The 16390-nt window shown below is 59.1% G+C and carries 11 protein-coding genes; 4 read left to right on the plus strand and 7 right to left on the minus strand.

All coding sequences use genetic code 11. The features are described 5' to 3' along the window. Positions 1–641 (minus strand): transposase-like zinc-binding domain-containing protein (locus tag ADB02_RS06085; RefSeq protein ID WP_422647618.1); only part of this gene is annotated, 641 nt, incomplete at its 3' end. Positions 642–895: 254 nt separating this feature from the next. Beyond that, complete coding sequence (locus tag ADB02_RS06090; protein ID WP_049190060.1) at positions 896–2029, minus strand: Mrp/NBP35 family ATP-binding protein; 1134 nt, start codon at positions 2027–2029, stop codon at positions 896–898. Positions 2030–2348: 319 nt separating this feature from the next. Here ADB02_RS06090 and ADB02_RS06095 point away from each other — a divergent pair, with 319 nt between their 5' ends. Further along, complete coding sequence (locus ADB02_RS06095; RefSeq protein ID WP_042388577.1) at positions 2349–2831, plus strand: general stress protein; 483 nt, start codon at positions 2349–2351, stop codon at positions 2829–2831. A 43-nt stretch (positions 2832–2874) separates the two neighbouring features. Here ADB02_RS06095 and ADB02_RS06100 read toward each other — a convergent pair whose 3' ends face one another. Beyond that, on the minus strand, positions 2875–4098 hold the full coding sequence (locus tag ADB02_RS06100) for a magnesium and cobalt transport protein CorA (protein WP_049190061.1): 1224 nt from the start codon (positions 4096–4098) through the stop codon (positions 2875–2877). Between the two features lie 43 nt (positions 4099–4141). Between ADB02_RS06100 and ADB02_RS06105 the strand changes: the two genes are divergently transcribed. Beyond that, positions 4142–4897, plus strand: coding sequence for a hypothetical protein (locus tag ADB02_RS06105; RefSeq protein ID WP_049190062.1), 756 nt, complete (start codon positions 4142–4144; stop codon positions 4895–4897). A 352-nt stretch (positions 4898–5249) separates the two neighbouring features. Here ADB02_RS06105 and ADB02_RS06110 read toward each other — a convergent pair whose 3' ends face one another. The 3 genes from ADB02_RS06110 to ADB02_RS06120 form a co-directional block, all read right to left on the minus strand. Further along, positions 5250–8918: a multifunctional oxoglutarate decarboxylase/oxoglutarate dehydrogenase thiamine pyrophosphate-binding subunit/dihydrolipoyllysine-residue succinyltransferase subunit gene (locus tag ADB02_RS06110; protein WP_049190063.1), complete on the minus strand. Its 3669-nt coding sequence runs from the start codon at positions 8916–8918 to the stop codon at positions 5250–5252. 103 nt (positions 8919–9021) lie between these two features. After that, positions 9022–12840 carry an ABC transporter ATP-binding protein gene (locus tag ADB02_RS06115; protein WP_049190064.1) on the minus strand — a complete coding sequence of 1273 codons (3819 nt, stop codon included), beginning with the start codon at positions 12838–12840 and terminating at the stop codon, positions 9022–9024. A 91-nt stretch (positions 12841–12931) separates the two neighbouring features. Then, a complete protein-coding gene (locus ADB02_RS06120; RefSeq protein ID WP_038628387.1) occupies positions 12932–13798 on the minus strand; it encodes a hypothetical protein in 867 nt (288 codons plus the stop codon). A 129-nt stretch (positions 13799–13927) separates the two neighbouring features. On the opposite strand from ADB02_RS06120, the gene ADB02_RS06125 reads away from it, so the two are divergent. Both ADB02_RS06125 and ADB02_RS06130 read left to right on the plus strand, forming a co-directional pair. Further along, positions 13928–14749: a (2Fe-2S)-binding protein gene (locus ADB02_RS06125; RefSeq protein ID WP_241482419.1), complete on the plus strand. Its 822-nt coding sequence runs from the start codon at positions 13928–13930 to the stop codon at positions 14747–14749. Positions 14750–14947: 198 nt separating this feature from the next. Then, entirely contained in the window at positions 14948–15781 is an 834-nt protein-coding gene (locus ADB02_RS06130) for a hypothetical protein (protein WP_048732832.1), read from the plus strand. Between the two features lie 28 nt (positions 15782–15809). Here ADB02_RS06130 and ADB02_RS06135 read toward each other — a convergent pair whose 3' ends face one another. Next, positions 15810–16364, minus strand: coding sequence for a hypothetical protein (locus tag ADB02_RS06135; RefSeq protein ID WP_049190066.1), 555 nt, complete (start codon positions 16362–16364; stop codon positions 15810–15812). Between the last annotated feature and the right edge of the window lie 26 nt (positions 16365–16390).

Consider the following 16390-nt stretch of genomic DNA (forward strand, 5'->3'; position numbering starts at 1 on the left):
TCGAGTGTGGTGATACGGGTCAGTTTCAACGCCAGGGCGTAGATGGCTTTGCCGGCGTCGGTGCGTGGTCGTGATGTGGTGTAGCGGCGGATGACGCGTTGCGCATGGACGAGGCATCGTTGGATTATCGCGTTCGGCCAGCAGGCTTTAATCGCAGTAAGTGCGCCTTGTCCGCCGTCGAGGACGACGCAGAGCGGCTCAGCGATTTTGCGGAGTAGCTGCGTGTAGGCGTGGGCGGTTTCGTGTTTGGTCCAGTGCCATGCGATGACGTGGTCGTGGCTGGCTGCGACGAGCAAGCATCCGGCGGCGGTGTAGGTACCGTCGATGAAGATCTGGTCGTAGATGCGCTGTGGGTCACCGTCGTTGGGGATGTCGATGAGCCAGAACGGTTTGAATCGGCGGTCAAGTGTCCAACGGCTTACCCCTTGTTGCTGGGCGAGTTCAGACAACGTTGCTGTGGAGGTGGCATAAGAGACGAAGGCTTTAAAGTCGCGGGTCTGCGTGCGGTCGGTGCGGGTTCGTGTCGTGGAACTGCCGCAGTTCGGGTCCTTGCATCGCCACCTGGTTGTGCCTTTAGAAGTGGTTCCGTTTTTCTTCATTTGCCCAGCGCATATCGGGCATCGTGGTCTGTTTTTACTCACCCGGAAAGCACACCAACCCCCGATTAGCACATGCGGGTGCCATTCCGGTGGATTGAACACTAATCGGGCGGATATAAGGTCTTGATGCTTATATCCGCCCGATTTACCCAGCCTAATCAGCAGTAATGCTGAAAGTCAGACACACTTTTTGCTACTTAACCCCCAGACACCGCAGCCACAAAAGCAGACGCCCCCTTCCCGGCACCGAAACTACCGGGGAGGGGGCGTCGCTGTGATCGTCGTAAAGCGAAGGCCTACTTCGGAGTCACGCCCAGGCCGAGCGACTTGCCTGCGAGCGACTCGCGACGAACAACCAGCTTGTCAGCGATGGCGTTCAGGGCCTCGCCCGCGCCCGAATCCGGCTTGGACAGGACAATCGGGGTGCCCTTGTCGCCGCCTTCGCGTAGCTCTGTGTCCAGCGGCACCTGGCCGAGCAGCTCGACCTTTCCGCCGGTGATCTGGGTAAGACGACGGGCAACGGTCTCGCCGCCGCCTGTGCCGAAGACCTCCATCTTGGAGCCGTCGGGCATTTCCATCCAGCTCATGTTCTCGATGACACCGGCGATGCGCTGGCGGGTCTGCAGCGAAATGGTGCCGGCGCGCTCTGCGACCTCGGCGGCGGCCATCTGCGGGGTAGTAACAATCAGCAGCTCAGCGTTCGGCACGAGCTGCGCCACGGAGATGGCGATGTCGCCGGTTCCCGGGGGCAGGTCGAAAAGCAGGACGTCCAGGTCGCCCCAGAACACGTCCGCGAGGAACTGCTGGATAGCGCGGTGCAGCATTGGCCCACGCCAGACAACCGGTGCGTTGTCGTCGACGAAGTGTCCGATAGAAATCAGTGACACGCCGTGCGCCTGCGGAGGCATGATCATGTCGTCGACCTGGTGTGGCTTTTCCTCGGAGCCCATCATGTGCGGAATGGAGTGTCCGTAGACGTCGGCATCGAGGACACCGACAGACAGGCCCTTCGCGGCCAGCGCGGCGGCGAGGTTCACGGTCACGGAGGACTTACCGACGCCACCCTTACCGGAGGCGACGGCGAACACGCGGGTGCGGGAGTCCGGCTGGGCGAATGGGATCACCGGCTCGGAGGCGGTGCCGCGGACGGCGTTGCGGAACTCGCGGCGCTGCTCGTCATTCATCACATCGGTGGTGACGGTGACGTTGCCAACGCCCTCGATACCGTTCAGCGCCTCTTCGGTGCGCTCGATGATGGTGTTTTTCATGGGGCAACCGGCGATGGTGAGGTAAATCTCCACGGCCACGTCATTGTTGTCCGCCACCGAGATGGACTTGACCATGCCAATCTCGGTAATCGGGCGACGTACCTCAGGATCTTCGACCTGCGCCAGGGCGGTGCGAACTTCAGCTTCAGTAATCGTAGACATTATGTAGTGAATCTTATCGTGAGACCCCGCAAGACAAAGAACTACTGACAAAATCAGTAGTTTGCCGCTTTACGACGGTCACAGCGACCAACCCTTCCGGCAAGAGCGGTGGCGGTGGAATGGGCGGCGGACCAGTCGGTGGAACAATTGCCAATCGTCTGACGTTGTCCTTGATAGAACGCCTTTTGGCGATAGTTTTAGCAATATTTTCAGCAACTGAGTCACCTTTTACTGTGACAACAACTGCAAGGGAACGGTGAGAGTACCGATGGCAAATGGGGAAGCGGGCAGCGGTTGGGGGAGCGGCCGGGAACAGAGCATGAAGTCCCGGTTGCCTCAGCGCCAGGTACCCGAGGGGTGGCCGGTGGGCAGTTTCACCAACTACTCCGACGCGCAGGCGGCGGTGGATTCGCTCAGTGATCGCGATGAGTTCCCGGTTTCCGACCTCACCATCGTCGGTGTTGACCTGATGCAGGTGGAGCGCGTGGTTGGCAGGCTGACCTGGCCGAAGGTGCTCGGCGGCGGCGCGCTGTACGGGCTGTGGATGGGCCTGTTCTTCGGCCTGATTCTGGGGCTTTTCCAGGAGGATTGGGTTAGTCCGCTGATTGTTGGCCTCGGTATGGGCGCCATCTTCGGCATCGTGCTGGCCGCAGTTCCGTACGCAATGCAAAACGGCAAGCGGGATTTCTCGAGCACAACGGAGATTGTTGCCCGTCGCTACGACGTCCTGTGCAATCCCCGCAATGCCGAGCGGGCCCGTGACCTGTTGGCGCAGCGGGCGCTCGGTGGGAATCGCGGGTAGGTTGCTGTATCCGTCGTAAAGCGATGCCTGCCAGAAGCAGTACCTACAGCCACTTGTTGCGGCGCAGGACCCACACCAAAAACGCCACGATGGCAAACATGATGGCGAGGACGATGAAGTAGCCGTACTCCCAGTGCAGCTCGGGCATGTGGTCAAAGTTCATGCCGTAGATGCCGGCCAGGGCGGTCGGGACGGCGAGAATAGCCGCGTACGCCGAGATGGTACGCATATCCTGGTTCTGCTGCAGCTGGATTTTCACGGCGGCGGCGTCGATGAGGGCGGAGAGTCGTTCGTCGAGTCCGGAGACGAGGTCCGCGGCGGCGAGCTGGTGGTCGAGCACATCGGAAAGGTAACGGCTGACGTCCTTAGGCATGATGTCTTCCCGCAGATTCATCAGGGAGCGCAGTGCCGGTGTCAGCGGATCGATCGCGTGGCGCATTTCCAGAATCTCTCGTTTGAGGATGTAAATGTCCTCAATATCCGAATCCAAGTTCGGCTCGAAGACTTCGTCTTCCATGATCTCCACGCGATCTTCCAGCTGCATAGCGATGCGCAGGTACGCATCGACGAGGTTGTCCGTCAGTGCCCACAGCACGCCCGCGGGGCCGTAGTCGATGGCGTCGGTGGTGTTCTCCACGCGTGCGCTAATGCGCTGCATATCCGAGCTAGGCATGCCCATGCGAATGGTGATGACGTACTCCGGGCCGATAACAATCATCAGCTGGCCGGAGCGAATAATCTCATTTTCGTCATCCGCGAGACCTTCCGGGGAGTAGTGAATCGAGCGAATAACAAAAACAACGTGATCATCGTGGATCTCAATCTTGGGGCGCTGGCGGTTAGTCAGTGCGTCCTCCACCGTCAGCTCATCCAGCCCGTAAAGCTCAGCGATGGCATCCATCTGTGTCGCGTTGGGGCGCGACAACGACAGCCACGTGAAGCCCTCGCCAAAATTCCGTACCTCGGACAGCCCGGAGAAGTGGTCGTAGGTGCCGGGCAACCGCTTGCCGCCGATGTAGACGCCGCAATCGCGCAGGGCATCGCGCACCGCCCTCGACTGTCCTGTTCCTGTGCTTGACGACGAGCCGTTGGTGCGCGTCACCTTCGAGACAGCCGACTTCGCTGCGGATTTAGCCGCATTCGTCGCCCGAGCGGTTTTACCGGGTTTTCCTGTGGCCGACGGTTTTTGGCTTTGACTGGCCGAGCTAGTTCGCGGATTGCGAGCCTTCGCCGAAGCGCTGATGTTGCGGCTTTTCTCTTCGCCCATTCTGGGTGACCTCACAATCCGTTCGTAGGTTACGCTGGTGTCGATGATTGATTTTAGACGTGCGAACGCCGGGTTCCACTTTCGCATCCGCTCAATGGGGTGCAAGGGTAGCTCCACGGCTACTGCGTGCACTTTTACCGCCCTGGCATTGGTCACTGGGGCGACGGGGTTCGGTCTTGCCGCATGTTCTGATTTGGATCCGCAGAAGCCCGTTCCTCCCGAGCAGGAGGCGGTGGTGACTGTCGGGGCAGACCTACGCAACCCTGAGCAAGCAGCTCTTGCGTACGTGTATGCGCAGAGCTTTGAGAGGATAGGGCGGCAAGCGGAGGTCGTCGGCATTCGCGATGCTGACGACCGGTTGCGGGCCGTACGCAATGAAGCGGTCCTGGTCTCCTTCGGATGCACAGGTGAGCTACTCGGCCTGAGCGACCCTGCGTCGGCGGCTTCACTGGCGGAGGAATACGCGGACGACTCCACCCCGGACAAGCAGTTCAGCGGCGAGTGGCGCGACCGTGTGTACGACGCATTTTCGCGGTCGCTGCCGGGTGAAGTTATGGCCACCGACGCGGGCATGGCACAGGGCTGCGCGGATGTGTCAGCTGACAATGCTGGGGCTGACTTGCCGCAATGGCTTGTGCCTTTCTACGTCAAGCCAGCGTTGGACCGAGATGATCGAGTCCGCGTGCTCAATGAGATTGCGGGTTCGCTGAGCACTGAGGACTTGAAGCTGATGACCCGGGCTGTGGCTGGTGGCGCCAGCCCTGAGTTGGTCGCTCAGGAGTGGCTGGACAAGGCGTAGTCGGGGCGGCGGGGGCTAGTTGTGGCGGTATCTGACGCGTATCTGCTGTTGGCTGCCGCCAAGTTTGTTGAATAACCCATGAATGCGGGCTGCAAATGTGAAACTGTGCGAGTTTATGACACTTTCATGCCATTTTTCGGGCCGTTTCTGTCATAAACGTAGTCAGTAACTCGCATTGAGGACTAAGTAGTAAATGGTGCCGACCCGGTGGCACGCCGACCGGACACGCTTTTTGCCTATTCGCCCTTGATGCCTGGCAACGATCGCCCAAGCAACAAGAAAGGGGCTCCAACCGAACGGTTGGAGCCCCTTAGCGTTTACATGCCAACTGGCGAAGACCAGTCAATGAGACCTACTTGAGAGCCTCTTCCAGCAGAGCCTTCTCCTCAATCTGGTGGACCTTAGCCACACCAGTTGCGGTGGAGGACTGTGCACGGCGGGAAACGCGGGTCAGCTTCGGCATATCCGGCAGAACCTCTGGGAGGTTCAGTGCCAGGAACGGCCATGGACCCTGGTTAGCCGGCTCATCCTGAACCCAGCGGACTTCCTCAAGATCCGGGTAGGACTCGAAGAGGTCGCGGAGGCGGTTGTGCGGCAGCGGGTGCAGCATCTCCAGGCGAGCGATTGCAAGATCGTCGCGCTTGTCCTTCTTGCGCTTCTTCTCCAGCTCCCAGTAGATCTTGCCGGAGCAGAGCAGCAGGGTCTTGATGCCGGACTTGTCCTTGGACTCGAAGCTCGGGTCATCGATGACCGAGCGGAACTTGTTCGGGTTGGTGAAGTCCTCGACAGCAGACGCTGCCATCTTGTTGCGCAGCATCGACTTCGGCGAGAACACAACCAGCGGACGGTGCAGGTCAGACAGGACGTGGCGACGCAGCAGGTGGAAGTAGTTAGCCGGCTCGGACGGCTGAGCAACGGTGTAGGAGCCCTCGGCTGCGAGCTGCAGGAAGCGCTCGATACGTGCCGAAGAGTGGTCCGGGCCCATGCCCTCGTAGCCATGCGGCAGCAGCAGGATCAGCTTGGAGGTCTGACCCCACTTGGCCTCGCCGGAGGAAACGTACTGGTCAATGGTGGTCTGAGCGCCGTTGGCGAAGTCACCGAACTGTGCTTCCCAGAACACTGCTGCGTCCGGGTTACCCAGGGTGTAGCCGTACTCGAAGCCCATGCCTGCGTACTCGGTCAGAGCCGAGTTGTAAATCATGAAGCGACCACCGTTCTTGGACTTACCGTAGGCGTCGATCGGGTTGTATTCCGAACCGTCCTCGGAGTCAATCAGAACTGCGTGGCGAGAGGTAAAGGTACCGCGGCGGACATCCTCACCTGCGAAGCGGACGTCGATGCCAGCACCGGTGAAGGAGCCGATTGCCAGCAGCTCGGCCATACCCCAGTCGATGCCACCTTCCTGAGTCATCTCCGCGCGCTTCTTAGCGACCGGCGCAACACGCGGGTGAATCTTGAAGCCCTCAGGGAGGTTGACGTAAGACTGACCAATCTCGACGATTTCAGCCTTCTCGATGCCGGTCTTCAGACCATGCGGCAGCGGCTGAGAGCCTGCAATACCGGACTGTTCGCCCGGCTTTGCGTCCTGTGCTGCGCGGACCTCGTTGAAGACAGCTTCCATCTGGTCGTGGAAGTCTCGGCGAACTGCCTCGTACTCTTCCTCGGAAATGTCACCGCGACCAATCAGGTCCTCGGTGTACTGAGCGCGGACGCTTTCCTTTTCGTCGATGACCTTGTACATCAGCGGCTGAGTCATGGACGGGTCATCGGCCTCGTTGTGGCCGCGCTTGCGGTAGCAAACCAGGTCGATGAAGACGTCCTTGCCGTAGCGGTTACGGTACTCAACAGCCAGCTGGCCGACCCAGACGACAGCCTCCGGGTCGTCACCGTTGACGTGGAAGACCGGGCAGCCGTATGCCTTGGCGATGTCGGTTGCGTAGTAGGAGGAGCGACCGGAGTCCGGCGAAGTGGTGAAGCCAATCTGATTGTTCACCACGATGTGGACGGTACCGCCGACCTTGTAACCACGCAGGGACATGAGGTTCAGGGTCTCCTGGACAATGCCCAGGCCGGCGAAGGATGCGTCACCGTGCAGCAGCAGCGGCATGACGGAGTAGCCCTCTTCGCCCTTGTTGATCTTGTCCTGGCGTGCACGAGCAAGACCCTCAACGACCGGGTTGACGGCCTCGAGGTGGGACGGGTTCGCAGTCAGGGTGACGTCAATCTCGCCCTCGCCGAACATCTGGATGTGACGGCCAGTAGTACCCAGGTGGTACTTGACGTCACCAGAACCGCCGACCTGTGCCGGGTCGATGTTGCCTTCGAACTCGGTGAAGATCTGGCGCAGTGGCTTGCCGACGATGTTTGCGAGCACATTCAGTCGACCGCGGTGTGGCATACCGATGACGACCTCATCCAGGCCAGCACCAGCAGCGGTGTCAATGGCGGAGTCCATCAGCGGAATCAGCGACTCTGCGCCCTCAAGGGAGAAGCGCTTCTGGCCGACGTACTTGGTCTGCAGGAAGTTCTCGAATGCCTCAGCGGCGTTCAGCTTCTGCAGAATGTACTTCTGCTCAGCGTGGGACGGCTTTGGCTGGCCGCCCTCAATGCGCTCTTCCAGCCACTCGCGCTCTTCGCGGTCGAGGATGTGAGCGTACTCGGAACCGACCTTGAGGCAGTATGCGTTCTGCAGGCGCGAGAGAACTTCGCGCAGCGTCATCGTCTCCTTGCCGCCGAAACCACCGACGTTGAAGGTACGGTCCAGATCCCACAGGGTCAGACCGTGCTCCTCAATATCGAGGTCAGCGTGGTTCGGAGCGGAATCATTCGGCTGGTCAGAACGCAGCGGGTCGATATCAGCCAGCAAGTGACCGCGGGAGCGGTAGGCCTCAATCAGACGCATAACGCGGGTGTTCTTGTCGATACCCGTGTTCGGCAGATCCTGTGCCCAACGGATTGGGGTGTAGGGGACGCGCATGGTCTGGAAGATGTGGTCCCAGAACTTGTCGTCGACGAGCAGGTTGCTCATCGTGCGCAGGAACTCACCGGACTCTGCACCCTGGATGATGCGGTGATCGTAAGTAGAGGTGATGGTCACCAGCTTGCCGATGCCCATCTCTGCCAGACGGTCCGCGGAAGCACCGGCGAACTCAGCCGGGTAATCCATGGAGCCGACACCGATAATCGCGCCCTGCCCCTTGGTAAGGCGCGGGACGGAGTGGCGAGTACCGATACCGCCCGGGTTGGTCAGGGAAATGGTGACGCCCTGGAAGTCCTTACCGGTCAGCTTGCCGTGGCGAGCACGAACGACGATGTCCTCGTAGGCGTCGACGAACTGCTTGAAGGTCAGGGTTTCACACTCGCGGATAGCAGCAACTACGAGCGAACGAGAGCCGTCCTTAGCTGGCATATCAATGGCCAGGCCGAGGTTAATGTGCTCCGGGGTAACCAGAACTGGCTTGCCGTCAACCACCTTGTAGTTGTTGTTCATGTCCGGGTGGAGCATGACAGCCTTCACCATGGCGTAACCAATGATGTGGGTGAAGGAGATCTTGCCGCCGCGGGCGCGTGCCAGATGATTGTTAACCAGGGTGCGGTTTTCAAACATCAGACGTGCCGGCATATCGCGAACCGACGTAGCGGTCGGCATCTCCAGGGAGACATCCATGTTCTTAGCGATAGCCCGTGCGACGCCCTTCAGAGGCTCCTCGCCGGATTCAACAGCCGAAACCTTGGCTGCTGCATCCATTGGGGACTTCTTTGGCTTCGGGGACGCCGGCTTGTTCGGGGTCTTAGTGGGTTCGACCCCCTTGGATTCACGACGTCCGGTTGCCTTAGCTTCCTCCTTCGTGGCTGCTGCTGGCTTTGCCATATTGGAAAGGTCCTCGCCCTTTTGGGACGGGGTGTGGGTTGCGAAGAATTCGCGCCATTCCTGACCCACAGACTGTGGATCCTTCTGGAATTGCTGGTACATCTCGTCGACCAGCCATTCGTTCTGGCCGAAGCTCATGTCGCTGCTCACGGCAGGTACTCGCCTCTTTTCGTCTTAGTTTTACTAACTCACGTTTATTCTAATTAGCGCAAGCGTCAAAGTGTCATTCAAGGATAACGAAAATTCTGAATTACTACACCGTCGCGCTCCCCATATGGTACTTGCTCCAGAGCTCTGCGTATTGGCCACCCGCCGCTAGAAGCTCATCATGGGAGCCGTCTTCGACAATACGCCCGTGGTCAAGTACCAAAATCCGGTTGGCCCGAGCCGCTGTAGCCAGGCGGTGGGCCACAATAATTGCCGAGCGTTGACGCGACGCACGGTCAGTGGCTTCAAGGATTGCCGACTCTGTTGCAGGGTCGAGTGTCGCGGTGGCTTCGTCGAGAAGCAGCAGTTCAGGACGCATCATTTCGGCACGAGCGAGTGCGATGAGCTGACGCTGTCCGGAGGAGAGCCCTCGGCCATCTGGGCCGACGGGGTGGTGGAAGCCACCGGGCAGGCTGGCAATGGTGCTGAGGGCACCGACGTTTTTCGCGGCCTGCTGAATTTCAGCATGACTGCTGTCCGGTAGACCGTAGGAAATATTTGTTGCTACTGTCCCCGAAAACAGGTGTGATTCTTGGGGGACATAGCCGAGGGTGCGTCGCCAATCGTTAAGAGGGAAGTCGCGGATGTCAGTTTCGGAGGCTCGCACCACACCGTCAACTGGATCGTAGAAACGGGCAAACAACTTAATGATTGTCGATTTTCCGGCGCCGGTGGATCCGACAATTGCGACTGTTTCTCCGGCAGGAATCTGCAAATCGAGAGCATCGAGAACCTGCGGGCGTTCGTGCTCAGAGTTCGAGGCAGGGTAGGAGAAAGCTACCTTGTCTAAGCGGAGGTCGCCAGCAGCTGCGCGGGACGCGCCGTCAGTAGTGCCGTGATCTGGCATGGGGGCGGTCTGTAGGAGATCACCAATGCGATTGAGGCCGACCTTCGCCTGCTGGTAGCCGTCGAAAACATGGGACAGCTGCTGAATCGGGCCAAAGAGCATTCCCAGGTACAGCGTGAAGGCGACAAGTACGCCGGGCGTCGTGGTTCCCGAAGCAACCTGTTGGGCACCGACAGCCAATACCGCGGCTGTTGCCAACTCAGAGACGAAGTTGATGCCGGGGAAGAATAGAGCCACGGCCAGCTGTGCTCGCTGACGAATTGCGCGGTACTTGTTGGATTCCTCGGCAAAGGAAGATTCGATATCGGCGACGCGGTGGTACATCTGAATCTCGCGAAGCCCACCAATAGTCTCCTGAAAATCAGCGTTGACCAAGGAGAGTTGCTCGCGTGCAGCCTTGTATAGGCGCGAGGAGATCCGGCGGAATACCAGAGTGGACACCACAATGATGGGAAGCGATGCCAACGCCACCGCGGCGAGTGACACCTGTGTGGCAAGCAACAGCGCCGTGACACCGAGCAGAGTAAACGCGGCGATTGCCCCCTCTGCCAGTCCCGTTTGCAGGAAAGAGGAGAGCGCATCGATGTCGGTTGTCATCCTCGTCATGATGGCGCCCGAGCGATTGGCCTCGAAGTAGTTAATGCCAAGCGACTGCAGGTGACGGTAGCAGCGCACACGCAGGGCATAGAGCAGCCGCTCACCAGTGCGCGCAGTAATAACAGCATTTGTGGCTACGGCAATCCAACTGATGAGGACTGTCGCCAAGCCACCTGCGGCGCAGCCCCACAGCACGGCCTCATTGTGCTCACTGATGCCGTGGTCAATGGCGTAGCGCACGAGCATGGGGAACGCCAGATCGGCAACGGCAATGAGGGCGAGCAGCGCAATGACACTTATAAATAGGCCGCGGACATAGGAGAGCAGTCGGCGCAGAGAGAAAGTCTCGGAGTTGTCGAGTGCCGCAGCGGGCACACGCGGTTTTTCGGTAGCGGGTGGGAGGTTTCGCACGCGCTCGAGTAGCTCCGGCGTCGCAGGCGCATTGGCGAGAGCCGCCCCCATGCCACCACGACCGCCGCCGCGGCCGCCTGGACCGCCTCCGGCTCGGCCGACCCCGCGGCTCATTTGAGAAGTTGCACCTCCGGGAAGCCGCGCAGCGGTGTCTGACGTGGAGTCGTCGGCGGTTGGAGCGGTTTCGTCGGGCCAGAGTTCCTCGGGGCTGGGGTCTTCGCTGTCGATGGGGTCGAGAACAAGGTTTTCGATTTCGGGGTAGGCGCTCTGGTCGATGTCCATCAGCTCGGTGAAGCGCGGATGAGAAGTAATCAGTTCGGCCTTGGTGCCAATGCCGGTGATGGCACCGTCTTCGAAAATGGCGATGTGGTCCGCCTGCTCGAGAGTGGAAGATCGATGCGCCACGATGACGATAGTCGTATCCGCCAGCTGTGAGGTCAGCGCGTTGAAGATTTCCAACTCTGTCGCGGCATCGATTGCTGAGGTCGCGTCATCGAGAACCAAAACCCGAGGACGGGCGAGGAATGCCCGTGCTAACGCCACGCGTTGAGCTTGTCCGCCGGAGAGATTATGCCCGCGCTCACCGATGGCTGTGTCCCACCCCTGAGGCAGGTCGTCGACGAAGTTGACCTGGGCGGCGGTCGCTGCGGCGTTAATCTCTTCCTGGGACGCCGCGGGATTGGCGAATGCGATGTTCTCACGCAACGTGCCCGCAAATAGATAAGGAGTGTCCGGAACGACAGTTATAGCGTCATATACGTCGCTGGAGAGAATGCGCGCCGTATCTGTGGATGTGCTGTGGCTGGGCGCATCGATAGTGATAGTTCCCGAATCCGGCAGATAGTGACGGCCGAGTAACTCCGTGGCGATAGTCTTTCCGGACCCCGGTGGGCCAATCAACGCTAAGGTCGCCCCTGGCGCGACGGAGAATGAGACATCGTCGATAAGCGTGCGTCCGCCACGGCTGTGGGTGACGTGGTTGAAGCTGATGCCAACAGGACCGTTGGGGAGGGGGAGCGCGTCGGTGGGTTCGGGGTTGTCTGGTCGGGCGTCGATGACATCGGAAATGCGGTCGATGCTTGCCGACGTCAGCTGTATCGAGATGACCATGTTGGAGACCAGACGCGACAGGGCAGTCAGGCTGGTGAGATACGTGGCAAACGCCACGAACGTGCCTAGGGTGATGTGTCCGTTAATCGCGAGCCAGCCACCGACTGCGATATTTCCGACGAGGGACAGTTGCGGCAACGACTGCAGCGCCGGTTGGAATCGAGCGCTGAGTTTTGCCGCTCGCAGGCGTAGGGAATAGAGCAGCGACGAGTTACGCTCCATCCTCGCAACTTCGTTGTCACCCTGCGCAAACGCCTTGACAACGCGAATGCCGGAAACGGTTTCCTCGACTTGTCCGGCGATCTCGCCTGCTTGCTGTTGGGCAGCCCAGGTTGCGGCATGGAGTTTGTCACGCGAATTCACCGCAATGTAGACAATCGCTGGCACGACGGCGAGGCCGACCAGTGTCAGGGGCAGCGAGAGGGCGAGCATGATGCCGATAGTGATGAACAGCTTGACGACGGATCCCAGTGTCAACGGCAACATCGCCAGTAGTCCGGACACTGCCTGGAGGTCGGAAATTGACCGTGACACGACCTGGCCGGTGTTGACTCGGTCTTGTGCTGGACCATCGAGGTTTTGTAGGGAGCGAAGGATCTTTAGTCGCAGGTCGTGCTGAACATCAATGGAGAGTTTGCCGGAGAAGAATCTGCGCCCCACCTGGGCGACGAAGCGTACTAACGCGATGGCCAGAAAGACGGAAATGACTGCCTGCAGGGGAGTTAGGGAAGGCAGTAGGCGCGCGGGGACACCGCCATCGGAAGAGCCCGTTGCCACATCAATGGCATCTCTAGTGAGAAGCGGAAGTACGGACTCTAGCCCGACAACGATTAGCGCTACAACAATGACACCATAGAGCGGTAGTGGCCTGTGAAGAGACTGTTTCCACAAGAACTTCATGGGAGAGGTTCTGAGGGGTTTGCTCTGGGCCATGGTGGGTACCGCTCTTCCATTGAAAAACGTTGCTGAAGGGTAATCGGGGTAAGAGGAACTACTTATTCTTCTTTTTCTTCGGCCACTTCAGCGCCGAGGGAATAGAGAACCTCGATGACTTTGAGTCCTTCTTCGAGTCCTCCGAGGTGTTGGATTTAGCCGGTAGCTTTCGTTCAAAGTCCGACCAATCCTGGGGAAGCGGGCCCAGAGATGCGCGAGTGGAGCTGATAAGAATGCCACCGAGCTTGCGGTTGGCGGAGGCCCCAACCACGGCGCCAATTCCAAATGGCAAAATCTTACCGATGATGGCCAGGCGAGCGTTCTTCATCAAGCGCTTGCGTGCCTCGCGAATCAGCAGGCGGTTTGCTGCACCCAGCTGCGGAACGCCAAGCCGTGGCAGTAGAGAATTTACGGAAGTTTTGGTCTGCTTCCGCAGCGATTCCTCGCCAAGCAGAGAGGCCATAATAGCTGTCCCCTCAGAACCACTCATGGCCGCAAGAATCAGCGTGCGACGGCGTTGCGGATCGGTGATGTCAATATTGCGCAGGGTTGCTGAGGCCAGTGTGTACCAGGCTGATGCTTCCAGGAACAGCAGCGATTCACCGGTAACCGCAGCCAAGCCCGTAATCATGCCGACGCCGGGAAGAACCGCACTGCCGCCAGCGGCACCACCGGTGCCGGTGACCAGGTTGAGGTAGTGGGAATCAATACGTTCCTGTACCTGCGCCGGAGTTTCATCTTTTTTGCGCTTGTGTAGGGAACTGACGTACCCGGTGATGGCAGACGACTGCCAGCTCATGGTCTTATCCAGGGTTTGGATAAGAAGGGTTCCCAGTTTTCCGGCATCACGTTCGATCGCTTCGGGGGTTGAGTTCACCGCATCAGTTACTGTGCGAGTTGAATCCTTCTTCGTCTTTTGGAACAAAGTAGTAGACCTCCTAAACGGGTCCGTTGAGAGCCATATGCCCATATAAACACTACTGAGCTGTGGGGAAATTCCGTAGTCGGTGGAAAAATAGACAGGTGTACGGCGATTAACACAGTCGATAGAAGGATGAGACTGGTGAACGATGTCACGCGGGGTGCCGCATTGCCTCCCGAGTACTCCCAGCTTTTGGCGGACTTTCCTCGGTTTTCCGCAGATGTCACGCCTCACGACGGCGCTGCGGAGTGGCACCTTTCTACCGAAGCTGTAGCCGCCGGAATTGAGGCTGGGAGAAAGCTGTTTCCCATGCCCGAGGTTGAGGTGGATACCCGTTTCCAGGCCCAGTTGTGGTGGTGGTCCATGTGCGGAGCATTGGTAGGGCCATCGCTGGCATGCGTGTTGGTGTCCAATCGAGTTCCGGTGTGGCAGTGGTCTTCTTGGCTCACATTTCTTCGAGATGACTATTGGGTTGGGTTCCAAGCTCAACAGTTTGAAAGCATTTCCGCTGAGGATGCGGATGAGCTGAAGGATTCCGGCGAAGCACTGGCTCATTTCTTGGAGCCGTTGGCTCAGGTTGTTGGAGAAGTCGGGGAAATCAAGCCTGCCCCTCTTTGGGCCGTGGCTGCCGATGCCGTAGCTAACGCCGCAATATCCGCCGGTAATGAGCTGATGGAGCCCTGGCGTGGAGCGCTTATTGGCAAACATGTCGTTGAGGGAATACAGCGAGTACATCGGGTCCCTCTTCCTCGTTTCATGGATTCCTGCGGAGGCGAGGTGCGCCCCTGGGATGAAGCCGCTGCTGAATCGGGAGAAGAACCGGACTTCGATGTAGTTACTCACCTGGAGAGAGCTACTTGCTGCATGATTTATCACAGCCCAGATGCCGATCTGTGTGTCTCCTGTCCAAAACGTTCTCGTGAGGAACGCCATCAACTCTGGGCACGCTACTGAGCGCTCTGTTTTCGAGAATCGACAGCTGGTGGCCTGCTCCTCAACCGACCGCGTTGGCGGCTTTGCAGCAGCACGGACGCTGCCGGCGTGATCTTTCGCAGCAATTGCCGGGGGCATGAGCCACCCCATGATTGCGCGTTTGTCGCTACGATTGGCTGCGGGTAGAGGCCAATTATCTTTCAAGGGAGGATTCCACCCATGAGCTTTTTCGAGCAGATTGCTGCGGCACTGGACCGCGAGGGCATTGAAAGCCGTGTCAACGATGACACCCTCTTCGTTCCCATTACCTCTGACCTGGAGGTTCAGTTCGTCACCATTGATGAGGACATCCCGGCTGCCGAAGTTTACGTAGCCGCTGCCGATGTGGATGATGAGGACGACGAGTTCGAAGCTGTTCTGGTCTCCGCTGTATTCTCCGTCGAAGACGCCGTCGCGGCAGTCGCCCACCATGTAGCTACTGACCAGGTTGTTGGCCTGCTGCGCACTCTGCTCGATGGTGATGATGACCGCATTGCTGACCTGGAGTTTGAACAGGACCCCGAAGAGGCAACCTTGGTCACCTCCGAAGTTGGTACCTCCTCGTTGGTTCAGGTTTTGGTAACTGCCCACAACAACGAGCCCAGCGCACACGTCCGCTTCATCTCTCAGGACGCGAACTTGGACGACATTGTCGACCAGGCCATCGCAGAGTTTTGGGACTCGGACACCGAAACGGTTCTCACCGATGATGACCGTCGCAAGATGTTCGCTGACCTCTACTCTGACATCCAGACCTTGCGCAATGAGGTTCTGACGCTGGGCACCTTCAAGGACTTTGACAAGCTGATGGATGTCCTTGCGCTCGTGGTAGACCGCGCAGAGGAATGGGAAGATCAGCTGGCACCCGTCGATGACGGGTACGCGGAGTATATCTACTCTGATCACGTTGCCTCCTTGGACGGGGATGATGATGACGATGACGACGATGATGACCTCTATGACGATGGCGACTATGACGACGAGGACGACGAAGAAGGCGACGACAGCGAGTAGCCGTACTGTGGCAGCACTGTGAACAGTGCTAAGCCGCTGATGGGCGAGAAGAAAAGAGCTCGTTAGGACACGGCAGTGGCCGCGCGTCCCTGGTGCCAATCCAGCTATAACGGCGCCCGGGGAGTGCGAGGTCAGTGCCGTTTTCGTGTATCTTGCTGCAGTCCTGCGCACGATGGAGTGCCTCAGCCACAGCCCGAGTACGTCGGCGGTTTTCTTCCCGCGTCCGATTCGAACCGCCAATTCCGCGGAGGACTACCTCCGATGAGGATTCCACCTTGACGGAAACGGAGTACATGAACATGGGCTCATCCTTCAGGATGAAGTATTCCGCGTGCACGTCGGCAAGCTGAGAGACCAGTGCGCGAGGAAGCGCTATCCGTGACGCGCGGACGGTGACCACAGGCCCGTCGGGAAGCGAGAAGGTGTGATCTAGCGCGCCGGGCGAATGCCTACGGCCGATGGTGGGGTGGCAGAGGATTGTGCGGATGAGGTCGAGGTCTTCGAAACATTCTGCACGGTAGGTAGCGGATAGTGGGGGAAGAGCTAGGCGGCGATGAATGGGAAACTCGTCTGCTGTGTTCATGGCTCACAAGTTATCGAACAACCCGG

Source organism: Corynebacterium sp. 212_CJEI (assembly GCF_001055915.1).
Lineage (GTDB): Bacteria > Actinomycetota > Actinomycetes > Mycobacteriales > Mycobacteriaceae > Corynebacterium > Corynebacterium jeikeium_D.